This window comes from Amycolatopsis acidicola, from assembly GCF_007713735.2.
Taxonomy (GTDB): domain Bacteria; phylum Actinomycetota; class Actinomycetes; order Mycobacteriales; family Pseudonocardiaceae; genus Amycolatopsis_E; species Amycolatopsis_E acidicola.
The window spans coordinates 42538-64858 of sequence record NZ_VMNW02000009.1 but is presented as its reverse complement, the minus strand read 5'-3'; the positions used below and the strand labels follow the sequence as shown (position 1 = coordinate 64858).

Sequence of the window (22321 nt, the reverse complement as noted above, 5' to 3'; positions counted from 1 at the left end):
GAAGCCGATCCGGCACGGGTCACGCGGCCGATGACCGGTGACGAGTACATCGAGAGCATCCGGGACGGCCGGGAGATCTTCATCTACGGCGACAAGGTGGACGACGTCACCACCCACCCCGCCTTCCGCAACTCCGTGCGGATGACCGCGCGCCTCTACGACGCCCTGCACGACCCGGAGAAGCAGAAGGTGCTGACCGCTCCGACGGACACGGGCAATAACAGCTTCACGCATCCGTTCTTCCGCACGCCGCGCAGCAGCGAGGACCTGTTCGCCGACCGTGACGCGATCGCGGAGTGGGCGAAGATGACCTACGGCTGGATGGGCCGCAGCCCCGACTACAAGGCCGCGTTCCTCGGCACGCTGGGCGCGAATTCCGACTTCTACGAACCGTTCGCCGACAACGCGCGGCGCTGGTACACCGAATCGCAGGAGAAGGTTCTCTACTGGAACCACGCGATCATCAACCCGCCGGTGGACCGCGACCGCAATCCGGACGACGTGAAGGACATCTTCATCCACGTCGAGGAGGAAAAGGACGACGGGCTGGTCGTTTCGGGCGCGAAGGTCGTCGCCACGGGATCGGCGATCACCAACTACAACTTCATCGCGCACTACGGCCTGCCGATCAAGAAGCGCGAATTCGCGTTGGTGTGCACGGTGCCGATGGGTGCGCCGGGGATGAAGCTGATCTGCCGCCATTCCTACGCGCAGAACGCGTCCAGCCCGTTCGACTACCCGTTGTCGTCCCGGTTCGACGAGAACGACACGATCTTCATCCTGGACAAGGTGAAGATCCCGTGGGAGAACGTGTTCATCTACGGCGACGCGGAAAAGGCCAGCACCTTCTTCCCCGGCTCCGGCTTCCTGCATCGGTTCACCTTCCACGGCGTCACCCGGCTCGCGGTCAAACTCGACTTCATCGCCGGCCTGCTGATGAAGGGCGTGGAAGCCACCGGCACCAAGGACTTCCGCGGCATCCAGACCCGCGTCGGCGAGGTCATCGGCTGGCGCAACATGTTCTGGGCCCTCTCCGACGCGATGGCCGCCCGCCCCGACGAATGGAAGGACGGCGCCGTCCTCCCGCACCTGGACTACGGGCTGGCCTACCGCTGGTTCATGACCGTCGGCTACCCCCGCGTCCGCGAAATCATCATGCAGGATCTCGGGTCCGGGCTCATTTACCTGCCCTCGCACGCCAGCGATTTCAAATCCCCGGAAATCCGGCCGTACCTGGACCAGTACGTGCGCGGCTCGAACGGCATGGACGCCGTCGAACGCGTGAAGCTCATGAAACTGATCTGGGACTCCATCGGCAGCGAATTCGGCGGCCGCCACGAGCTCTACGAACGCAACTACTCCGGCAACCACGAAGGCGTCCGCGCCGAACTCCTCTTCGCCGCCCAGCAGTCGGGCGCCGCGGGGCAGATGACCGGGTTCGCCGAGCAGTGCATGGCCGAGTACGACCTCGACGGCTGGACCGTGCCCGACCTGATGAACCCCGGCAGCTGACCATGACCGCCGCCCTGCACCGCACGCCGGTCTACCGGCGCCCGGCCGACGTGCCCGCGACACTGGGCCCGTGCGTGCTCACCATCGGCGTGTTCGACGGGGTGCATCGCGGGCACGCGCACCTCATCGGCCACGCCGTGGAGGCAGGGCGGCGGCGGGGGCTGCCCACCGTGCTGGTCACGTTCGACCCGCATCCGGCACGCGTGCTCGGGCTGCCCCGCGACACGGCCGGGCTGAGCACGATCGAGCAGCGCGCCGAGCTCGCCGGGCGGCTCGGCGTGGACGCGGTGTGCGTGCTCCCGTTCAGCGCGGCGTTCGCCAGCCGCACCCCGGAGGAGTTCGCCTCCGGGGTGCTGGCGGGCTCGCTGCGGGCGGCGCACGTGGTGGTGGGCGGCAACTTCACGTTCGGGCACCGCGGCGCCGGGACCACCGCGACCCTGCGGGAGCTGGGGGAGCGGCTCGGGTTTTCGGTGACCGTGGTGGATCTGCTGCCGATCACGGATCGGGCCGCCTGCTCGTCGACCTACATCCGGACCTGCCTGCGCGACGGCGATCTGGCCGCGGCGAACCGGGCGCTCGGGCGGCCGCACCAGCTCGAAGGAGACGTGGCGGCCGACGGCGTGTTCACGGCCGCTCACGGCACCGCGCTACCGGGGCCGGGCACGTACGAGGTGCTGCTGCCGGACGGGAGCAGCGGGATCCTGGCGGCGCACAGTGGCCGGATTCGCTTGCACACCAACGGTCCTCGTCCGGCGCGTGTCGTGCTGCGGCTCGTGCGGCGTTGCTGAGGGGTTCAGTGATCGGCGGCCAGCACGGCCGCGAGACCCTCTCGCAGATCTTGGACGAAATACGCGGGAACCTCCAGCGACGGGAAGTGTCCGCCGTGGTCGGGTGACCGCCATCGGACGATCCGCCGGTACCTTTCCCGTGCCCAGGGGTGCGGATATTTCTCGATGTCGCGGGGATAGACGGTGATCGCCGAGGGGACGTCGACCCGGAGCGCGGGGTCGAGCGAGTTGTGGCTTTCGTAGTAGATGCGGGCGGCGGAGGCGCCGGTGCGCGTCAGCCAGTACAGGGTGACGTCGTCGAGAATCCGGTCCCGGGGGATCGTCTCGAAGGGGCTGTCTTCGGTGTCCGACCATTCGGCGAACTTGTCGAGGATCCAGGCGAGCAGCCCCACGGGGGAGTCCACGAGCGAGTAGCCGATGGTCTGCGGCCGGGTCGCCTGCTGCTTCGCGTAGGCCGCGCGGTGATGCCAGAAATGGTGGGTTTCCCCGGCCCATTTCCGTTCGGTCGCGGTGAGTCCGTCCGTGGACAGCCCGGGTGGCCCCTCGGCGAAGGTGGTGTGGATGCCGAGCACGTGTTCCGGGAACCGGCCGGCGAGCACCGTGGTGATGTTGCCGCCCCAGTCGCCGCCGTGGGCGAGGAACCTGCCGTAGCCGAGCCTGCCCATCAGCTCGACCCAGGCGGCCGCGATCTTTTCGGTTCCCCAGCCGGTGGTGGCCGGTTTTTCGCTGTAACCGAAGCCGGGCAATGACGGCACGACGACGTGGAATGCCGGTGTTTCCGCGTTTCCCGGATCCGCCAGGTCGTCGATCAGGCCGGTGAACTCGGCGATGCTGCCCGGCCAGCCGTGGGTCAGGATCAGCGGCGTGGCGTCCGCCCGCGTGGAGCGGCGGTGCAGGAAATGGATGCCCAGACCGTCGATGGTGGCGCGGAACTGGCCGAGCTCGTTCAGGCGCTTTTCGAACGCGCGCCAGTCGTACCCGGTGCGCCAGTAGTTCACCAGCTCGACGAGGTCGGCCAGCGGAACGCCCTGATCCCACCGGCGAGGGCCGGGCGCGGCGCCATAGACGGTCTCGGCCTCCGGCAGCCGCGCGGCGGCCAGTCGCGCGCGGAGATCCTCGAGGTCGGAGTCGGGCGCGTGGGCTTCGAATGCTGTGACTTCGCTGGTGGGCATGGGTCCTCCTGGCCCTCGGGCGGGTCCGACGTGTCGCGAACCGGCTAAGCCGGTTCTAGCACGGTCTCGCGGCGAGGGGCAACCGGCTAAGGTGGTTCCATGCGTGCTGAGTTCCCCGAGTTCCGCCTCGGTTCCGTGCTGGCGACGAGCTTCACGGCGACGCTGACGGAGCGGCGCGGCGATGCCGTCGAGCGCATTCCGACGCCGCGGCGACTCGTCGACTGGCTGGCGGTCGAGGGTCTCGCCGTGGACTCCTGCACCAACTCGCAGCTCGATCGCGCCCGGGAACTGCGAGAGGCGATCCACGCGGCCGCGACGGCGGCCGCACTTCAGGACCCGCTCCCCGCCGCCGCTGTCCGGGTGATCAACGACTGCAGCGTCGAAGGCCGCGCCGCGGCGGTCCTGACGCCGGAAGGCAAGCGGCAGTGGCGGCTCAGCTCGGCTTCCCGCGTGGAAGACGCCCTCGGCGTGATCGCCGCCGACGCGATCGACCTCATCGCGGGCGAACGCGACGGGAAACTGGCGCTGTGCGCGTCGCCCAGTTGCCGGGCGGCCTTCTTCGACACCAGCCAAAGCCGCACCCGCAAATGGTGCGACATGAACACCTGCGGGAACCGTCAGAAAAAGGCGCGCTTCACTGCGAGCCGCCGGAAGGGGGCGTGATGGTCACCGGCGGCGCCTGGGTTTTCGGCCGCCCCGGTCCGCCCGGCGAGATCAACGCCGACTAGGTTTCCGGTCGTGACGGCTGAAGAACCCACGATCGCCCTGATCGGGCCGGGCGCGATCGGCACGACGGTGGCGGCGGCGCTGCACGAGGCCGGCCGGACGCCGGTCGTGTGCGGCCGCTCGCCCCGCGCCCAGCTGGAGCTCCGGGACGATGCCGGGAGCGTCATCGTCCCGGGGCCCGTGCGGACGGATCCGGCCGGCATCGCACGGACGGCTGACCTGGTTTTCGTCGCGGTCAAGACGACGCAGACGGAGGCGGCGGCACCGTGGCTGTCCGCCTTGTGTGGCGCGGAAACCGTGGTCTGCGTGCTGCAGAACGGCGTCGAGCAGGAGGAACTGGTCTCGCCGTACGCCAAGGGCGGCCCGGTGCTGCCGTCGGTGGTGTGGTTCCCCGCGCAGGCGCAGCCCGACGGCTCGGTGTGGCTGCGCGGGGACGCGCGGCTCACCGTTCCGGACAACCCGGCGGGCGCCGTAGTGGCCGAGGCGCTGCGGGGCACCCGGTGCTCGGTCGAACTTGCGGCGGACTTCAAGTCCGTGACGTGGCGCAAGCTGCTGCAGAACGCGGCCGCCGGCCTGATGGTGCTCACCGGCCGCCGCACGGGCATGTTCGCCAGGCCCGACATCGCCGAGCTTTCCCTCGCCTACCTGCGCGAATGCCTCGAAGTCGCGCGGGCCGAAGGCGCGGCGCTGGGCGACGAGGTGCCGAGGGAAATCCTCGGCAGCTTCCAGGCCTACCCGCCGGATATGGGCACGTCGATCCTCGCCGACCGCGAAGCCGGCCGGCCTCTCGAATGGGACATCCGCAACGGCGTCGTGGTGCGCCGCGGCCGGGCGCACGGCATTTCGACGCCCATCAGCGATCTGGTGGCCACCCTGCTGGCCGCCGCGAGCGACGGGCCCGGCTGATTCACGCCAGGACGCGGGCCTTGATCCGGTCGTATTCTCCGGCCGTGATGGCGCCGTCGTCGAGCAGTTGTTTCGCCTTGCTGATCTCGTCCGCCGGGCTCGCGGCGACGTCGCGGATGTAGGAATCGACGGCCTCCTGCTGGCGCTGCGCGGCCGCCTTCGAGCGCTCCGCCATTCCCTGGCCGCGGAAGAGCAGATAGGCCAGCGCGGTCAGGAACGGCACGAAGAACAGGAAGATCAGCCACAGCGCCTTCCAGCCCCCGGCGAGTTCCCGGTCCCGGAACAGGTCGCCCACGATGGCGAACAACGCGATCAGGTAAGCGACCAACGCGAAAAGCCAGAAGAGGGACCAGAAGAAACTGCCGATATTGTGCAGGAAATCCATGACTCCGCCCTTTCGGTCGTGGAAAAGATCAGTGTGCGGCAAGAACCGGCGCCGCGCATTTCGCGATTTCCCGGTGCACCCGGGAGGACGATCAGCGTGTCTGTCCTGCGCGGCCGGGGCCGGGCGTTATGTTGCGTCGGTGGCCGCCACGAACGAAGAGTCGCCCGAAGGCAAGCCCGCCGGACTACCGCGCGCGGTCGTGGTGGTGGGATTCCTCGCCGGGCTGGTCATCGTGGCGGCGGGGATTTCGGCGGTCGCCTGGCTGGTCGCGCCGGTGTTCCTCGCGCTCGTCCTGGTGATCACGATGTACCCGGTGCACGGGCGGCTGATCGCGCGCGGGGTGCCGCGCTGGCTCGCCGTGGTGCTGCTGCTCCTGGCGATCTACGCGGTGCTGGCCGTGCTGGCCGGGGTCGTGCTGTGGTCGATCGCGCGGCTGGCCACGGTGCTGCCGAATTACACCGAGCAGGCCAACGCCAAGATCGCGGCCACCCTGTCGACGCTGCGGGATCTGGGGATCGGGCCCGAGGAACTGCGCACCCTGGTTTCGACGCTGGACACCGGACGCGCGGCGGGCTACGTCCTCAGCCTCCTGCGCAGCGTCACTTCCGTGCTCGGCACTCTGGTTTTCCTGTTGTCGCTCCTGCTCTTCCAGGCCATCGAGGCGGCGGGCGCCGCGCCGCGGCTGCGCGCGCTCCGGGAAGCGCGCCCGGGGCTGGCCGCCGCGCTCGGCGGGTTCGCGGTCGGCACCCGGCGTTTTCTCGCGGTGACCAGCGTGATCGGGATGCTCACCGGCGCCGTGGACGCGGTCGTGCTCGCGCTGCTCGGGGTTCCGCTGGCGCCGCTGTGGGGGCTGCTGGTGTTCATCTGCAACTACATCCCGTACCTCGGGTTCTGGCTCAGCATCGCCCCGCCCGCGATCCTCGGCCTGCTGACCGGCGGGTGGGGCGTGCTGATCATCGTCGTCGTGGTGTTCGTGGTGGTGAACTTCGTGCTGACCTCACTGGTCCAGCCGAAGTTCGTGGGCACCGCGGTCGGGGTGCCGGTTTCGGTGCAGCTGGTCGCGCTGGTGTTCTGGACGTGGCTGCTGGGGCCGGTGGGTGCGGTGCTGTCCGTGCCGCTGACCTTGCTGGTGAAGGCTTTGCTGGTCGACGCCGACCCGCGGGCCCGCTGGCTGTCCGCGTTCGTCGGCGGAAGATCGTTGTGAGGAAAGGGTTTTCGGCCGATCCTCAGAAAGCGCCGATCCTGGGCAGCTGCTGGAGTTTCCACACACCCAGCTGGCTCGGGTCGACGTCACCGCCGTCGCTGATCGTCTCCAGTGGTTCCGGGAAACCGAACGGGGGCAACGAGAAATTGAGCCGCCGCCAGCGCGCACCGGTGAACTGGTTGCGGTTGCGCCGGATTTCCGGGTAAGTGTTGAGGAGCAGCCATTCCGCGCCGGTCGCGCGGAAGTTTTCGAGGATCGCCGCGGCGTCCTGGTAGGAGACGTGCACCAGGCAGTCCCGGCACAGCACCACATCCGCGGCGGGCAGCGGGTCGCGAGACAGGTCCGCGACGGAGAAGGCGCGCCCGGCGCCACCGAAACGCCGGCGGTTCTCCTCGATCACGGACGGCACGATGTCGACGCCGAAGTACTCTTCGACGGGCAGGTCCACGTGCCGCATCCAGTTCCAGTCACCGCACGGCGCGTCGAGCAGCGACCTTGCGCCCAGCCGTCGCAGCAGACCGGGAAGGCGCTCGCGCACGTTGTCGGTCGCGCGCAGTTCGGAGCCCGTCCCCGAGCCCGATTCGGCGCTCTCCCAGGCCTGCGAGTCATAGACGTCGGTGTAGCGATCCTGCCGGGAACGCAGGCGCAGCCGCAGATCGTGCAGCACCTCCCACTCCGCCGCGGAGTCGAGCGTCCGGCGGGCCAGTGCCCGCGGGCCGCGCAAAGCCTTGCCGAGGAAGGAATCTGTCATGGTCGCCCCTCACTGATCGCCGGAAGGCCTGGTCGTGACTAAGTCGGGTGCGGGGCACAACTGTTACACCGGCCAAATATTCGCTCGGCTGACATTTCGGGCGGGTCCGGCGTTCGCGCCGGCCCTTGTGCCGCACCGGATCCGGCAGGAGCTCCGCGTCGGCCGGGCGGTGGAGTGGTCACCCGAAGCGGGCGATGCCGGGACCGGCCGGTGTCCCCGAGCGTGGCAGCGCCTGTCCGTTCCACCGTGCCGAAGGAGGCCGCCATGACCGCGGAAGTGGACCCGAACCCGGCGGAGTCGCCGTTGACCGGGATCGCGCGGGGCGAGGCGCCCGTGCTGGAGCAGCTCGTGGCGATGAACCTCGACTCACTCGCCCGGTCGGGGATGCCCGCCGACACGTATTTCCTCGTGCGCCTTGCCGCGCTGATCGCGATGGACGCGCCGCCCGCGTCGTATCTGGTGAGTCTCGGGCTGGCCGCGGATTCGGGCGTGACGGCGGAGCGCGTGCAGTCGGTTTTCGTGGCGCTCGCGCCGGTGGTCGGCAGCGCGCGGATCACCGCGGCGGCCGGGAACGTGCTGCGCGCGCTGGGCATCGCCGGTGCGGCGGACAGCTGAGGGTCACCGGGCGCCGGTGTGGGCGCGGTAGGCGTCGACGGCGTCGTCGATCGTCGGGAAGATGCTGTCGGGGCCGAAGACCGTTTCCAGGCCGTACTTGGCGATTTTCCGGCGGACAGGGTCCTTCAGCTCCGCGAAGACGAGCTTCGTGTCGTGCTCGGCCAAGTCGGTGCCGAGCTCGGCGAGGATGCCCGCGGCGGTGGTGTCCACATCGGTCATCGGCTCCGCGGCGACGACGATCCATTGTGGACGCTCGCGGGCCAGGTGGCGGATCTCGTCGCGGAAGGTCTTGGCGTTGGCGAAGAACAGGGGCGCGTCGTAGCGGTAGAGCACGAGCCCGGGCAGCCGGCGTGCTTCGGGGTAGGAGCTGACGTCGTGGTACCCGTCGAGCCCGTCGACCTTGCCGAGCACGGCGGAATACGGGCGCCAGGCGTGCCGGAAGACGTTGAGGATCGACAACCCGACCGCGATGGCGATCCCGGGCAGCACGCCCAGCAGCGCCACCCCGAGCAGCGCGGCGATGGAGAGCAGGAACTCGCTCCTGCGCTGCCGCCACAGCCGGACGGTGCCCGGCACGTCGGTCAGCGAAAGCGCCGCGGTGATCACGATCGCCGCCAGCGCCGGCTGCGGCAGGTTCCGGAACAGCCCGGGCACCAGCACGATCATGAGCACGATGAGTGCCGCGCCGACGACCCCGGTCAGCTGCGTGCGCGCCCCGGACTGCTCGGCGACCGCGGTACGGGAACCGCTGGTACTGACCGGAAAACCCTGGAAGAGCCCGCTCGCGACGTTCGCCACGCCGATGCCGGTCATCTCCTTGTTCCCGTGCACCTCCTGCCCCGCGCGCGCCGCGAACGCCGACGCCGTCGAGATCGTGTCGGCCAGCGAAACCAGCGCGATCCCGACCGCACCCGCGAACAGCGTCCCGAGATCACCGAACGACACGTGCGGCAGGGTGAGCGGCGGGAACCCCCGCGGGAGCTCGCCGACGAGGCTCACGCCGTGCCCGGCCAGGCCGAACACCCACGTCGACCCGATCGCCAGCACCACCATCACCAGCACCGACGGGATCTTCGGCAGCCACCGGTTCAGCACCAGGATCACGGCGATGCCGGCGATCCCGACCGCCGCCGAGGCCGGCACGACCTCGCCGTCCACGATCGCGCGGACGGTGGCGGGGAAGTCGTCGGCGTGGAAGCCGAGGAGCTTGGGCAGCTGCCCGGCGAGGATCGTCAGCGCGAGCCCGTTGAGGTAGCCGGTCATGGTGGGCCGCGAGATCAGGTCGGCGATGAACCCGAGCTTCGCGACGGCCGCGCCGATCATGATCGCCCCGACGAGCAACGCGAGCATCGACGCCAGCGCGATGGCGCGCGCCGGGTCGCCGCCGGCCGCGACGAGTGGGAGGATCGTGGCCGCGATCATCGGCCCGAGCGAGGAATCCGGCCCCAGCACGAGGATCCGCGAAGGACCGAAGACCGCGTAACCGAGCAGGCACAGGATCGACGTGTACAGCCCGGTGATCGGCGGCAGCCCGGCCAGCTCGGCGTAGGCCATGCCCTGCGGGACCAGCAGGGTCGTCAGCACCACCCCGGCGACGACGTCCTTGGCCAGCCACCGCCGCCGGTACGAGCGGACGAGCTCCACGCCCGGCAGCAAGGCCGGCACTCGACCCTCCACAACGGACTCACGGGAGGACGGCGATGACCGGGACTTCACCGGACACCACCGCGGCCGGGACTTCGCCGGGCCGCCGGCGTGCCGCCGGGATCTACGGCTCGATCGTCACGGCCGCGATCCTCACCGCGGCGGGCGGTGCCCTGCCCACGGTGGGGCTGGCGCTGGCGGTGGTGGTCACGCTCGTCGTCTACTGGGTGGCCGAGGAATACGCGGAACTGCTCGGCGAGCACGTCGAAGGCGGGCGGCTGCCCGGCCGCCGGCAGATCGGGGCCGAACTGGCCGCGACCTGGCCGATGGTGACGGCGTCCTACGGGCCGGTGGCGGTGCTGCTGCTGGCGGGCCTCGCCGGCGCGTCCCGGTCGGCCGCCGCGAACACCGGCCTCGCGGTTTCGGTGCTGCTGCTGGTTTTCCACGTCTGGTCCGCCGGCCGGGTCGCGCGGCTGCGGGGATGGTGGCTGGTGCTGGCCACGTCCACCGCGGCGCTGCTGGGGCTGATGCTGATCCTGCTGAAGAACCTCGTGCTGCTGCACCTGCACTGACGAGGGCTCCCGCACGGCGGCGTGGCCGTGCGGGAGCCGGTGGTGACCGGGGATCACCACCGGTCGGACTGGACTTCCTTGCCGTGCACGATCACGGCCCAGATCACCAGCACGTCGAGCGCGATGCAGATCGTGCCCCACACCGGGTACGCGGACAGGAAAGCCAGCTGTGCCACGGCGTTGATGGTGGCGAGTACGACCGCGGTGACCCTGGCCCAGGTCGCGCCGCTGAACAACGCGAACCCGGCGACGATGGCGAGCGCGCCGAGGATGAGGTGCACCCAGCCCCAGCCGGTGAGGTCGAACACCAGCAGGCCCTCCGGGCCCACCACGTAGTACTTGTCGTTGAACAGCGCGACGAGGCCCTGGATGACGCCGAAGATCCCGAGCAGGATCATCATCGCGCCGCCGAACCAGATCCAGCCCACCCACAGCGTGCGGGTCCTGGCCTCCGGCTGTCCGGAAATGGGCCCGGGCCCGCCGGCGGTACCCGGGTGCGCTTGTTGGCTCATAGGTCCTTCTCCTGTCTTCCGGCTACGAGGCCGCTCTAGTCTTCGATCGTGATTTCCTTGCCGTGCACGATGAGCGCGTAGATGACGAGCACGTCGATGGTGATCACCACGAGGGACCACGCCGGGTACGCGGCGATGAACAGCAGGTGCACCACCGCGCTCGCCGCGGCGAAGACGGCGCCGGCGGCCTGGGCGACGGTGCCGCCCCGGAGCACGCCGATGCCGACGACCACCGCCACCACGCCGAGCCCCAGGTGCAGCCAGCCCCACGCGGTGTAGCTCATGTGCACCGAAAGCCCCGACGAACCGACCCGGTAGTACCCCTCGTCGAAAACGGCCACGAGTCCTTCCACCGCGTGGAACAACCCGAGCAGCACCAGCATGAGCCCGCAGAACGCGACCCAGCCGGTCCAGCCGGTGGCTCGCCGTGGCTCGGTCGTGCCGGTCATCGTGTCCTCCCGGATCGGCGTTCCGGTGCGAATTTCCGCCCGCGGGCGCCGGGCTGTCCTCATCCGGTCCGGGTGATGGCGCCGCGCGGAGGCGGCGGCCATCGTCCGTGCCGCACCGAAACCCCCCCGACAAGGAGGCAGCAGATGGGCACGTTGACGGTGTGGAAGTTCGACACGGCCGGAGGGGCGGAGAACGCGCTTCATCTGCTTTCCCGGCTGCAGAAGGAACAGGTGATCCGGGTCAACGACGCCGCATACGTAACCTGGCCGATGGACCGGAAGAAGCCGAAGACGAAGGACCTGGGCAAGCTGACCGCGAGCGGCGCGCTGGGCGGCAGCTTCTGGGGGTTCCTGTTCGGGCTGATCTTTTTCGTGCCGCTGCTCGGCATGGCGGTGGGCGCCGCGGTGGGCGCGCTGACCGGGTCGATGGCGCACGTGGGGATCGACGAGGACTTCATCAGCGAGGTGCGGCGGCAGGTCGTGCCCGGCACTTCGGCGCTGTTCGTCGTGACCAGCGACGTGGTGGCGGACAAGGTGCTGCGGCCGTTCAAGGAGACCGGGGCGTCGCTGATCACCACGAACCTGTCGAACGAGCAGGAGGAGCAGCTGCGCGAGGCGTTCGCCGACACCGAGGCGGACGCGCAGCACCTCTGAAAGTCAGCCGGCCTGGTGCTCTTCCTGGTTCGGCCGGTGCGCGGGACGCCCGGTCAGGACCAGGAAGAGCGCCGACACGGCCCCGAACACCCCGTGCGGGACCAGCGCGGCCGGGGCGGCGCCCGGCGCGTCGAGCGGCACCCGGACGCGGAGCGCGCCGGACAGGATCCGGAACCGCAGCGGGGGCGGCAGCCGCAGCGCTTCGCCGTCCACGCCGATCTCGACCAGCGCCTGCCCGGAGTCCACGACGAACTCGGTCCCGGTCCAGGCGCGGTAGCCGTGGAATTCGTGCAGCCGTCCCGCCAGTTCCGCCGAAACCAGCGCGGGCACGTCGCGGGCGCGGTCGACGGTGACCGTGACGATCCCGAGCCGCCCGGCGTCCAGGCGTTCCCTCGTGCCGAACCCGTTGATGTGATCGAGCCGGTAGACGCCGTTGGACACCAGCACGACGTCGGCGCCGGGCTGTTCCCCGCGGCCGGGCCTGCTGAACCGGAGGTCGGGCCGGACGGCCTCGGGCCCGAGCAGCTCGGGCAGCCGCTGCGCGATCGTGGCGACCTTCGCGTCCCGGTAGCCGGGGGACTGCACGACCGTGGCGTACACCCCGAGCGAGGCGTTGTTGACGAACACGCGATCGTCCACAGTGGCCAGATCGACGCGCCGCTCGTACGCGGTGCCGAACGCGTCGAGCGCGGCGGGCACGTAGTCGCGGTCGAGCCCGAGGTCGAGCGCGAAGTGGTTGCGGGTGCCCGCCGGGACACAGACGAACGGGATTCCGTGCCGCCGGGCCACATCCGCCACGAGCGCCTGGGAACCGTCCCCGCCCGCCATGCCCAGTACGTCGGCGCCCGCCGCGACGGCCTGCTCGGCGAGCGCGCGCAAATCGTCGCCCGGCGTGAGGACCATCGGCACCACGCCCCGCGAGCGTGCCCGCGACTCGAGCCGGAACCGGGCCGCTTTCCCGCCGCCGGAGCGCGTGTTGATGAGCAGCACTCCGCGCCGGGCCGGGGGCACGCGCACGCCCGCGCGGTCGGGCGCGAGGTCGTGCGCGAACGCGATCCGCGCCAGCGCGCCGGAGGCGGCGCACAGCGCGATCACGACGATCATCAGCAGGAAGGCGCGCAGGTCCGGCAGCAGGAGAATGCCGGCGAGCGCGACCAGGGCGAGCACGCCCGCGAAGACGCGCCGAGCGCCGCGGCCGACGAGCGCCGCCCACGCGGCCCCCACCGCGATCAGAACGAGCACCACGGCGATCACCAGCTGCACGGGATGGCGCGCGAGGGCGCCGATCGCCGTGCCCAGCGCCGCGAGCGCGGCGACCAGCGCGAGTGCCGCGCACACCCGGCGCGTGACCGAAGGGCGAGGGGATTCTTCGTTGTCTGCCACCGTCCCACGGTGCGAACCGGGCGGACGGGACGGCTCACCTTTCCCAGATGAACCCCGCTCACCCACGCTGGAGGAGGCACCTCGGCCCGGCCGGGCATACCCTGCGCTGATGACCGCGCAAGCCGTGACACCAGCGATGTCCCGTGACGAAAGGATCGCGCAGGGAAAGGCCGCCCGCGCCCGCGTCCCGCGCTCGGCGCACGCCGGGTTCGTGCGCGAGGAGGGCAGCCCGGCGCCGCTGGAACTGCTGGCGCGTCAGGACGAGGTCCGCGTGCCGGAGCTGGTGCCCATCCGGTACAAGCGGATGGCGGAATCGCCGTTCGCCTACTACCGCGGGGCCGCGCTGCCGATGGCCCACGATCTCGCGCCGACGCCGCGGACCGGGTTCACCGCGCAGGCCTGCGGGGACGCGCACCTGGCGAACTTCGGGCTGTTCGCGTCGCCGGAACGCCGGCTGGTCTTCGACATCAACGATTTCGACGAAACGCTGCCCGGCCCGTGGGAATGGGACGTGAAGCGGCTCGCCGCGAGCCTCGAAGTGGCCGCGCGCGACAACGGTTTCTCCGCGCGCGACCGGGACCGCATCGTGCTCGAAGGGGTGGGCGGTTACCGGAACGCGATGCGGGAGTTCGCCGGGCGCACGGCGCTCGACGTCTGGTACGCCCACGCCGACGTGGGATCGGTGCGCTCGCTCGCCGCCCCGATCCTCGATTCGGCGGGCCGCAAGCAGTTCGACCGCACGGTCGCGAAGGCGAAGTCGCGGGACAACGCCGCGTCCCTCGTCCGGTTCACGGCCACCGAGGACGGCACCCCGCGCATCACCTCGGACCCGCCCCGGGTGGTGCGCGTCGAGGACCTGGCCGTGGAGGGCTTCGATCCGGAGACGCTCTACGGCCAGCTCAACGAGGTGCTGCGCGCCTACCGCAGGACCCTGGAGCCGGAACGCCGCGCGCTGCTGGACCGCTACACGCTCACCGACATCGCGCGGATGATCGTCGGCGTCGGCAGCGTCGGCACCCGCTGCTGGATGCTCATGCTGCTCGGCGGTTTCGAGAAGGACGCGCTTTTCCTGCAGGCCAAGGAAGCGAGCCGCTCGGTGCTGGAGGAGTTCGCCGGCAAGAGCGAGTACGCCAACCACGGCCAGCGGGTGATCGTCGGGCAGCGGCTGATGCAGACCGTCAGCGACATCTTCCTCGGCTGGGTGCGCGTGCCCGGCATCGACGGCGCGGAGCGGGATTTCTACGTCCGGCAGCTACGCGACGGCAAGGGCTCGGTCGCGATCGAGAGCCTGCGCCCGACCGCGATGGCCACGTACGGGCGGTTGTGCGGCTGGACGCTGGCGCGGGCGCACGCGAGGTCCGGGGACGGCGTGGCGATCGCCGCGTACCTCGGCTCGGGGCCGGTTTTCGACCACGCCGTGCGCGAGTTCGCGGTGGCCTACGCGGACCAGAACGAACTCGATCACTCCGCGCTGCGCGCCTTCATCACCCGGAAAACATGAGGCGCTCCCCGGCCGCGCCCGGGAGTCTGGCCGTGCGTCGAGGGAGGCGAGTGCACATGGGCCGGACGAGTTTGCTCCGAGGTGGCGCCGCGCTGGCCGTCGTGGCCGCGTTCGCCGCCGGGTGTTCCGACGGCGGCGGAGGTGGCGGCGGCACGACGACCACACCGCCTCCGGCTTCGTCGGCCCCGGCGACCACCTCGTCCGCGAGGGCGGAGTGCTCGGCGCTCGTCACCGCGAGCCAGACCCTGCTCGCCACCGTGACCAGTTTCGTGACCGGGCAGGCGACCGGAGACCAGGTGCGCGCCGCGGTCACGGACCTGTCCACCTCCGTCGACCAGGCACGCGCGACGGTCGGGCCGGAGACCCGCGCCCGCCTCGACGACGCGAAGGCCGCGCTGGGCCGCCTGCAGACGGCCGTGACCGCGCAGCCCCCGGACCTCCAGGGCGCCAGGACAGCGGCGAACGACACGGTCTCGGCGCTGCGGGACGCGGCAACGTTGTGCCAGTCGTCCTCACCCTCGAGCAGCTGACGCGGGCTGGTCCAGGAACTGCACCACGGCGAGGCAGAACACCAGCACCAGCGCGATGATCAGCACGGTCAGCCCGCTCGGCCGGTCCAGGAAGACGAACACCAGCACGGCCACGCCCACCAGCGCCACCCGCAGGGCGGTCAGGTGCGCGTGCACCCACGGCCCGACCGGGCCGGTCCGCAGGCCGCCGAACCGCAGCACGCCGATCGCCTTCTTCGTGCCCTTGCGGATGGCCACGGCGGTGGTCGAGGGCCCGGCGAGGAACGCGCCGGCCGCGACGACGACGCCGACGGCGAACACGGTGCGCAGCCCGTCGCGCAGGAAGCGGACGATGATGTCGTAGGAATCCCCGGTGGCGATCGCCGCGCGAGGCGGAACCGCGCCGACCAGCGCGCCGCGGGTGATCAGCAGCGCGGCCGCGACGACGAGCATCGACAGCGCGATCCCCAGCCCCGCGCCGAGCAGGGCGCGGCGATGGTGCCGGGCGAGGTACACGCCGAGCGCCAGCAGCACGAGCATCACCCACGGCAGCCAGGTGGCCATCGTGTCGAGCAGCGAGTAGCCGCGCTGCGCGCGGGTCAGCGTGGTGGCGTCGGTGATCGGGATCGTCGGGTGCACGTCCGGGATGCGCGCGGCGACGGTCAGGCCGGAGGCGACGAGCTGTTGCTTCGCGGCCGTGATGAACGGCGCCAGGTCGAGCCGGACCTCGCCGCCCGACACGACCACCGCCTGACTGTTCCCGGACAGCACGGCGTTCATCTGCTCGTGCGCGGTGCGGATCGTCTGATCCCACAGCTGCGCCACGCCCGGGCTCGCCACGAGGTCGGCGACGCGGTCGTGGACGAAGCTCCGCACGCTCGACGCGAGCGGGCCTACCAATCCCTGCAAGGTGTCCGTGACGACCGGCGGGACGCCCTGCGTGCCCAGCGCGGTCACCGCGTCGCGGGCCAGGCCCTCGATGTCGAGCTGGCTGAAGATCGTGTCGGACACCCGGTCGGTGACCGCGGCCTGCACGGCCGGGTCGCGGATGAGCGGGCTCGCGGTGGCGACGAAGCGGTCGGTGTCGGCGACCTGGTTGTGCACCCACACGGTCAGCAGCGACAGCGGCGCGAGCAGGCAGCCGATCACCAGCAGCACTCCGGCCGCGAGCGATTTCCACGCGAAGCGGCGCTTTCCCCGCGTGGTCCGCAGCCGTGCGACCTCCGCCCGGAGCCGGGCGAGTTCGGCGCGCTCGTCCTCGGTGAGTGTCTGGGGGTGCTGTTCCACCGATTCGGCCATCACCGGCCTCCGTTCCCCGTGCCGTCAGCCGGAATCCTCGGGCAGCGCCGGGATCTCGTGCACGGACACGATCCGCAGCCCGAGATTTTCCAGCAGGGTCAGCATTCCGTGCAGATGGGCCTCGTCCGAGATGGCGCCGTAGATGAGGGTCTCCGGCGGCGCGTGCATCATGCGCACGTCGCTGAATTCCCGGACGGCCTCGCGGAGCGGTTCGGAAAGCCACCCGTGCACGCGGAATTCGTAGTTCGTCTCCGACACGGAGCCATCTCCTCGCCCGTTGCGCCGCCGCTCTGTCTCCCTTCGTGCACGTTCGTCGCCCACGGGCACCGCGTTCCTCGCCTGCCGGGGGTGAAACGAGCACGCGTACTGGAACCGGGCGTCGCGGTTCCCCACAATGACAGGGTGCGGGAGCCCGTGAGGCGGGTGTTGCGCAGGCAGGTGCCGGGCACCAAGGTCGCGGTGCCGGACCTCCCGGCGCATCTGGTGTCACGGCCGCGGTTGCTGGCGGTGCTGGAGGAGGCCGGCGGGGTGGCCGTGATTTCGGTGTGCGCGCCTGCCGGGACCGGGAAAACGCTGCTGCTGGCCGAATGGGCGCACCGGCACGGCCCGGTCTGCTGGGTTTCCCTTGACACGGACGACAACGACGAGCGGCGGCTGTGGTCGGCCGTGCTGGGCGCGCTCGAAACGCATCCGGGGATCGGGCGGAGCGGCGGGCTCGCGGCCGTCGACGTGCCGTCGAGCCCGGACGCCGCGCCCGCTTTCCTTGCCGCCGTGGGGGAAGTGCTCGAAAAGCTGCCCGAGCCCGTCGTGCTGGTGCTCGACGGCGTGCAGGAGATCACCGCCCCGACGGCGCGGCGGGAGCTGCAGTCCTTGCTGCGGCATCAGCCCGCCGGTCTCCGGCTGATCATCTCCGGACGGCTGGATCCGCCGTTGTCCTTGGCACGTCTGCGACTCGCCGACCAGCTCGCCGAAATCGGCGCCGCGCAACTGCAGTTCACCGAGGCGGAAGCGGCTGCCCTGTTCGCCATCGCGGGCGTCGAGGTTTCGGCGGATCTGCTGGCACGGCTGACGGAGGAGACCGGGGGCTGGGCTGTGGGGCTGCGCCTGGCCGCGGACGCGGCGGTGCGCGAGGGCGGTCTCGAAGGTCTTCTCGCCGGGCACGACAGGGCGCTGCAGCAGTATCTGGACGACGAGTTGCTCTCTCCGCTGGACGACGAGCTCCGGCGATTGCTCGTCTCGGTGAGCGTGTGCCCGGCCGTTTCGCCGGAACTGGCCAGGGAACTGTCGGGGCGCCCGGACGCCGCGGCCGCGCTGCACGATCTGCGTGAGCGGGTCATGGTGCTGGAGCAGGCGGGTACGCGCGACTACCGGCTGCCGCCGCTGCTGCGCACTTATCTGGTCACCGATCTCGGCCGCCGAGACCCGGACCGGCTGGCGGCGCTGCACGCGACGGCCGTGGACTGGTTCGAGGCCAACCAGTCCGCGGTGGCGGCACTGGAACACGCGGTGCCTGCCGGGAACCCGGGCCGGCTGATGCGATTGCTGCGGCGGCACGGGATCGAGCTGTTCGTGTCCGGCGCGCATCGCGCGTTGCGGCAGGCGCTCGGCACGCTCGACGAAGCCACGCTCGGCGGGGATCCGTTGCTGGGGCTGCTGCTCGCGTGCCTCCATCTCGAACTCGGGGAGACCGGGACCGCCGGACTGCATCTCGCTTCGGCGGACGACGCCTGGCCGGCCGACCCCGCCCCGGAGCTGATCGTGTTGCGGCAGTTGACGCGTGCCCGTCTCGCGGCGCTGACGGGGAAGGATTTTCCTTCCGTGGCCGGGGAAATCGATCTCGAACTCGCGCGGCGTACCGGCCTGCGCCTGCTGGCCGTGGTCGAGCGGCTGTGCGCGACGGACGCGACGGGGGAGCGGGCGCGGCTGGAAGCGGTGCTGACGGAGGCGGAATCGGCGGGGCAGCGCCACGTTGTCGTGCGGTGCCTCACGTTGCTGAGCTGGGCGGCCGGGCGCAGCGGCGACTATCGCGCGCTGAGCCGGTTCGCCGACGTCGCGAAGGAACGGACGCGCGAGGCGGGGCGGACGGTGTCGGGCACGATCGCCTCGGCCATGTCCGCCTACGGCAGTTTGTTGCGGGCCGAGCCGGTGGAGGCGGCCGGAGAAGCGAGCCGGGCCGGGTATCTCGCCGGGCGCTGGGGGCCGTGCTCGGAGACCGAACTGCCCGCGGTGGCCGAGGTGGTGCGCGGCGCGGCCGAGTTCGAACTGGGGGACTGGTACCGGGGACTGCGCCGGATGGAGCGGGCCAGGGCGAGGATGCCCGCGGGCGACGGGACCGGCGCGGCGTTGTGCGGGCTGCTCGAACAGCGCGCGGCGTTGCTGCTCGGCGCGGGCGACCACGCGCGGGATGTCCTTCGCTGGAGCCAGGAAGTGCATGTCCGGCCGGGTGAACTGGCGCTCATGCGGGCCCGCGCGCAGCTGGCGCTCGGGCGGCATTCGCTGGCCACGCACTCGCTCACGCTGCTGTTCGACGGCGGCGCCCCGACGACGGTGGCCTGGACCCCGCTCGAGGCGATGGTGACCGGGGCGCGGATCGCGCTGGCTGCCGACGAGCGCGAGCAGGCGCGCCGCTGGCTGGAGCGCGCGCTGTCCACGGCGGAGGAAACCGGCGTGTGGTACCCGCTCGTCTTCGCGTCCCCGGAAGTCGTCGAGGCGCTCACCGCGTTGCTGGGCAGACTCGGTACCCGGGAACGGTTCGCCGCGCGGGTGCTCGGGCGGCGGCGCAAACTGAACTGCCCGCCGGTCCCCGTCCCGCTGACCGAACGGGAACGCAGCGTGCTCCGGCTGCTGCCCACCCTGCGCTCGATCGAGGAAATAGCGGAAGATCTCACCGTTTCGCCGAACACCGTGAAAACACATGTCCGGGGTATTTACGCGAAATTGTCGGTGAGCAGGCGGCGGGACGCCGTCGCGGTGGCGATCCGCCAAGGACTGCTCGAACCGAGGGACGAGGAATTCCTCGGCTGAATGGGGGAACCGGGCGAAAAGTGCCTTTCGGCTCTAGGAACGCCTGCCGGCCCGCCATACCGTTAGGTTTGTGGGATCGTCCGTGGCAGGCCGGACGCGCCCGCGGTGGCAGGTGCCGCATGCGAAACTGGCGCCACCGCGCGTACCGGTGAGTTTCGTGGCACGGCAGGCCTTGCGTGACCGGTTCATCGAATCGGTTTCCTCGGCGGCCGTGACACTCGTCTGCGCGCCGGCCGGCTATGGAAAGTCACTGTTGCTGGCGGACTGGATCGAAAATACCGGAAATCGGGACAAGGCGTGGGTGACGCTGGATTCGGGCGACCGGGATCCCGCCGCTTTCGTGACCGCTTTGCTGTGCGCCGTCCGCGAATGCGAGATGGTGCCGGACGACGCGAAGATCCACCGGCTGCGCCCGCCGCGCCGGACGGACGCCGCGGCCGTGCTGGTGAGCCTGAGCGACGCGATCGGCCTGCTGCCCGAGCCGCTGTACCTGGTGCTGGACGACGTGCAGTCGGTGGTCGGGGAGGCCTCGCTCGGGGTGCTGACCGCGTTGGTGCGCGACCAGCCGCGCAATCTCCGGCTGGTGCTGGCGGCGTGCGCGGACCCGCCGTTGCCGCTCGCGCGGCTGCGCGTGGAAGGCCGGCTCGCCGAGTTCCGCAGCGACCAGCTGCGGTTCACCGCCGAGGAAGTGCCGTTGCTGCTGGAGGCCTGCGGGGTGCGCCTCAACGGCGACCAGGTGCGCAGGCTCATGGAGATGACCGACGGCTGGGTCGCGGGCCTGCGCCTCGCCGCCCGCTCGCTGCGCGACGCGCCGAGCCCCGACCGGTTCCTCGACACCTACGCCGGCGACGACGGCACGATCGCCGATTTCCTCGCCGGTGAGGTCCTTTCCCAGCTGCCGGGCCGGACCCGGCGGCTGCTCCGGCTGCTGAGCGTGTGCGAGAACGTCACCCCGGAACTGGCGAGCACGCTGTCCGGCGAGGCCGACGCGGGCGCCGTGCTGGCCGAGCTGGAACGCGAGAACTCCCTGCTGACCGCGCTCGGCGAGGACAAGCGCTGGTACCGCATCCACCCGTTGCTGCGCTCGTACCTCAGCGCCGATCTCAACCGCACCAGCCCGGAACTGGTGCGCGTGCTGCACAAGATCGTGGCCACGTCGTTCGCCGGGGAGGGGTACAACCGGGAAGCGCTGGGGCACGCGTGTCAGAGCGGGGACGCGCAGTCCGTGGTTTCCGTGCTGCGCGCGAACGCGGTGGAGATGCTGCTGACCGGGGAAGCGGATCTCGTGCTCGAAGGGCTCGCCGCGGCCGGGCGGGCGGCAGTCGCCGCGGACCCGTGGCTGGGTCTGTTCTCGGCGCTGGCCTGGCTGGAGAAGGGGGAGTTCGCGGCGGCTGAGCGCGCGCTGGCCCGGGCCGGGACGGCGGAAAACGCGCGTCTCGGACCCGCGTTCACCGCGCTGCGGCGGCTGATCGTGTCGGCCTATTCGTGTGCCACCGGGCGGTTGCTGCTCGACGACACCACGCCGAACCCGGGAGACAGCGCGCTGGTCGCGGTGGCGGCGACGGAGCGCGCGGTCGCGCTCGCGGCCCACGGTGATCCGTCCGGCGCCGACCGTGAACTGCGGATCAGCGAACACCTCGGCCGCAAGCACGGGCTGGATTACCTGCTGCTGCACGGAGAAGTGGCGCGCGCCTACGTGGCGGCCACCAGCGGGGACTTCGCTGCGATGGAGCTGGCGTGCGGGCGGGCGCTGGCCCACACGGCGGGCTCGGCGTGGCAGGACTCGCCGTGGCTTCCCTTGTGTGGCGCGCTTTCCGGGCTCGTCAAGCTGATGCGGCTCGACCCGGCGGGCGCGCTGGAGGTGGCGGCGGGGACCGTCGACGCCGCGGCGCCCGCGGTCCGGTTCGCCGGGGCACTGGTGATCGGGGCGGCGCGGTTCGACCGGGGCGACCGGACCGGTGGGCTGGAAATGCTGTACCAGGGCCGGCGGGGGCTGGGGGACCGGCCGGTCAACGTGGCGCTGGCGGCGACGGCCGCGCTGACCGAACACCAGTGCGCGCTGGAGGCGGGCCGGTTCCCGATCGCTCGCGAGGTCGCGGCCTGGGCCACGCACCGGCTGGGTGCGGGCGCCGAGGTGGAGCTGATGGCGGCGCGGACGGAACTCGCGCAGGGCGATTCCGACACGGCGGCAAGGCTTTTGCCCGAATGCCGGACCGGTGAGGCCCCGACGACGGCGGTGGAGAGCTGGCTGCTGGAGTCCGCGCTCGCGCTCGCCGCGGACCGCCGCACCCGCGCGCGCTTCGCCCTCGACACGGCGTTGCAGCTGGCGAGCCCGGTCGGGATCCTGCGGCCGTTCGCGCACGCCGAACCGGACGTGCGGCGGCTGCTCGTCGACCAGCTCGGCGGGTTCGGCACCACGGACGCCTTCGCCCGCCGGGTGCGCCGGGCACTGGCCGCCGGCGAGTCCGGCGAAGCCCCCCTCACCAGCCGAGAACACGCCGTACTGGTGCGGCTGACCGCGCCCCAGCCGCTGGAGGAGATCGCCGCCCAGCTCAGCGTTTCGGTGAACACGGTCAAAACCCACGTGCGCGCGATCTACGCGAAACTCGGCGTGACGAACCGACGTGAAGCGGTCGTGGTAGCGAGAGAACGCGGCCTCGACTGACGCCGCCCCACCCCCGCCGTGTTGGCCGCCCCCGCGCGCGTGTTGGCCGT

General features: G+C 71.3%; 21 protein-coding genes. 12 read left to right on the top strand and 9 right to left on the bottom strand.

The window, feature by feature from the left end; genetic code table 11:
- Positions 1–30 precede the first annotated feature (30 nt).
- Both FPZ12_RS08910 and FPZ12_RS08905 read left to right on the top strand, forming a co-directional pair.
- Complete coding sequence (locus FPZ12_RS08910; protein ID WP_150980239.1) at positions 31–1512, top strand: 4-hydroxyphenylacetate 3-hydroxylase family protein; 1482 nt, start codon at positions 31–33, stop codon at positions 1510–1512.
- A gap of 2 nt (positions 1513–1514) precedes the next feature.
- Complete coding sequence (locus tag FPZ12_RS08905) at positions 1515–2300, top strand: cytidyltransferase (protein ID WP_144748310.1); 786 nt, start codon at positions 1515–1517, stop codon at positions 2298–2300.
- 5 nt (positions 2301–2305) lie between these two features.
- On the opposite strand, the gene FPZ12_RS08900 is transcribed toward FPZ12_RS08905, so the two are convergent.
- Positions 2306–3472 carry an epoxide hydrolase family protein gene (locus tag FPZ12_RS08900; RefSeq protein WP_144748311.1) on the bottom strand — a complete coding sequence of 389 codons (1167 nt, stop codon included), beginning with the start codon at positions 3470–3472 and terminating at the stop codon, positions 2306–2308.
- A gap of 99 nt (positions 3473–3571) precedes the next feature.
- Here FPZ12_RS08900 and FPZ12_RS08895 point away from each other — a divergent pair, with 99 nt between their 5' ends.
- On the top strand, positions 3572–4135 hold the full coding sequence (locus FPZ12_RS08895; protein WP_144748312.1) for a CGNR zinc finger domain-containing protein: 564 nt from the start codon (positions 3572–3574) through the stop codon (positions 4133–4135).
- Positions 4136–4210: 75 nt separating this feature from the next.
- Positions 4211–5104, top strand: coding sequence for an oxidoreductase (locus tag FPZ12_RS08890; protein ID WP_144748313.1), 894 nt, complete (start codon positions 4211–4213; stop codon positions 5102–5104).
- A 1-nt stretch (position 5105) separates the two neighbouring features.
- Here FPZ12_RS08890 and FPZ12_RS08885 read toward each other — a convergent pair whose 3' ends face one another.
- Positions 5106–5489 carry an SHOCT domain-containing protein gene (locus FPZ12_RS08885; RefSeq protein ID WP_144748314.1) on the bottom strand — a complete coding sequence of 128 codons (384 nt, stop codon included), beginning with the start codon at positions 5487–5489 and terminating at the stop codon, positions 5106–5108.
- Between the two features lie 139 nt (positions 5490–5628).
- On the opposite strand from FPZ12_RS08885, the gene FPZ12_RS08880 reads away from it, so the two are divergent.
- Positions 5629–6693 carry an AI-2E family transporter gene (locus FPZ12_RS08880; protein WP_243769747.1) on the top strand — a complete coding sequence of 355 codons (1065 nt, stop codon included), beginning with the start codon at positions 5629–5631 and terminating at the stop codon, positions 6691–6693.
- A gap of 22 nt (positions 6694–6715) precedes the next feature.
- On the opposite strand, the gene FPZ12_RS08875 is transcribed toward FPZ12_RS08880, so the two are convergent.
- Entirely contained in the window at positions 6716–7444 is a 729-nt protein-coding gene (locus tag FPZ12_RS08875; RefSeq protein ID WP_144748316.1) for a class I SAM-dependent methyltransferase, read from the bottom strand.
- 264 nt (positions 7445–7708) lie between these two features.
- Between FPZ12_RS08875 and FPZ12_RS08870 the strand changes: the two genes are divergently transcribed.
- Entirely contained in the window at positions 7709–8059 is a 351-nt protein-coding gene (locus tag FPZ12_RS08870; RefSeq protein WP_144748317.1) for a carboxymuconolactone decarboxylase family protein, read from the top strand.
- 3 nt (positions 8060–8062) lie between these two features.
- Here FPZ12_RS08870 and FPZ12_RS08865 read toward each other — a convergent pair whose 3' ends face one another.
- Complete coding sequence (locus FPZ12_RS08865) at positions 8063–9724, bottom strand: SulP family inorganic anion transporter (protein WP_144748318.1); 1662 nt, start codon at positions 9722–9724, stop codon at positions 8063–8065.
- Positions 9725–9759: 35 nt separating this feature from the next.
- On the opposite strand from FPZ12_RS08865, the gene FPZ12_RS08860 reads away from it, so the two are divergent.
- Entirely contained in the window at positions 9760–10275 is a 516-nt protein-coding gene (locus FPZ12_RS08860; protein ID WP_144748319.1) for a hypothetical protein, read from the top strand.
- Positions 10276–10328: 53 nt separating this feature from the next.
- Here the strand turns inward: FPZ12_RS08860 and FPZ12_RS08855 are convergent, their stop codons facing one another.
- Together FPZ12_RS08855 and FPZ12_RS08850 are read right to left on the bottom strand one after the other, a co-directional pair.
- Entirely contained in the window at positions 10329–10787 is a 459-nt protein-coding gene (locus FPZ12_RS08855) for a DUF7144 family membrane protein (protein ID WP_144748320.1), read from the bottom strand.
- Positions 10788–10822: 35 nt separating this feature from the next.
- A complete protein-coding gene (locus FPZ12_RS08850) occupies positions 10823–11236 on the bottom strand; it encodes a DUF7144 family membrane protein (protein ID WP_243769746.1) in 414 nt (137 codons plus the stop codon).
- A gap of 144 nt (positions 11237–11380) precedes the next feature.
- Between FPZ12_RS08850 and FPZ12_RS08845 the strand changes: the two genes are divergently transcribed.
- Positions 11381–11890: a DUF1269 domain-containing protein gene (locus FPZ12_RS08845; protein WP_144748322.1), complete on the top strand. Its 510-nt coding sequence runs from the start codon at positions 11381–11383 to the stop codon at positions 11888–11890.
- Positions 11891–11893: 3 nt separating this feature from the next.
- On the opposite strand, the gene FPZ12_RS08840 is transcribed toward FPZ12_RS08845, so the two are convergent.
- Complete coding sequence (locus FPZ12_RS08840; RefSeq protein ID WP_144748323.1) at positions 11894–13273, bottom strand: diacylglycerol/lipid kinase family protein; 1380 nt, start codon at positions 13271–13273, stop codon at positions 11894–11896.
- Between the two features lie 109 nt (positions 13274–13382).
- Between FPZ12_RS08840 and FPZ12_RS08835 the strand changes: the two genes are divergently transcribed.
- Complete coding sequence (locus FPZ12_RS08835; RefSeq protein WP_144748324.1) at positions 13383–14774, top strand: DUF2252 domain-containing protein; 1392 nt, start codon at positions 13383–13385, stop codon at positions 14772–14774.
- A 56-nt stretch (positions 14775–14830) separates the two neighbouring features.
- Positions 14831–15304 carry a hypothetical protein gene (locus FPZ12_RS08830; RefSeq protein WP_243769745.1) on the top strand — a complete coding sequence of 158 codons (474 nt, stop codon included), beginning with the start codon at positions 14831–14833 and terminating at the stop codon, positions 15302–15304.
- On the opposite strand, the gene FPZ12_RS08825 is transcribed toward FPZ12_RS08830, so the two are convergent.
- Together FPZ12_RS08825 and FPZ12_RS08820 are read right to left on the bottom strand one after the other, a co-directional pair.
- A complete protein-coding gene (locus FPZ12_RS08825; RefSeq protein ID WP_144748325.1) occupies positions 15287–16582 on the bottom strand; it encodes a hypothetical protein in 1296 nt (431 codons plus the stop codon). The two genes, FPZ12_RS08830 and FPZ12_RS08825, sit on opposite strands and share 18 nt — an antisense overlap.
- Before the next feature lie 24 nt (positions 16583–16606).
- A complete protein-coding gene (locus tag FPZ12_RS08820; RefSeq protein WP_144748326.1) occupies positions 16607–16840 on the bottom strand; it encodes a hypothetical protein in 234 nt (77 codons plus the stop codon).
- Positions 16841–16984: 144 nt separating this feature from the next.
- Here FPZ12_RS08820 and FPZ12_RS08815 point away from each other — a divergent pair, with 144 nt between their 5' ends.
- Together FPZ12_RS08815 and FPZ12_RS08810 are read left to right on the top strand one after the other, a co-directional pair.
- Positions 16985–19606, top strand: coding sequence for a winged helix-turn-helix domain-containing protein (locus tag FPZ12_RS08815; protein WP_243769744.1), 2622 nt, complete (start codon positions 16985–16987; stop codon positions 19604–19606).
- Between the two features lie 157 nt (positions 19607–19763).
- Positions 19764–22271 carry a winged helix-turn-helix domain-containing protein gene (locus FPZ12_RS08810; RefSeq protein ID WP_243769743.1) on the top strand — a complete coding sequence of 836 codons (2508 nt, stop codon included), beginning with the start codon at positions 19764–19766 and terminating at the stop codon, positions 22269–22271.
- Positions 22272–22321: the final 50 nt, after the last annotated feature.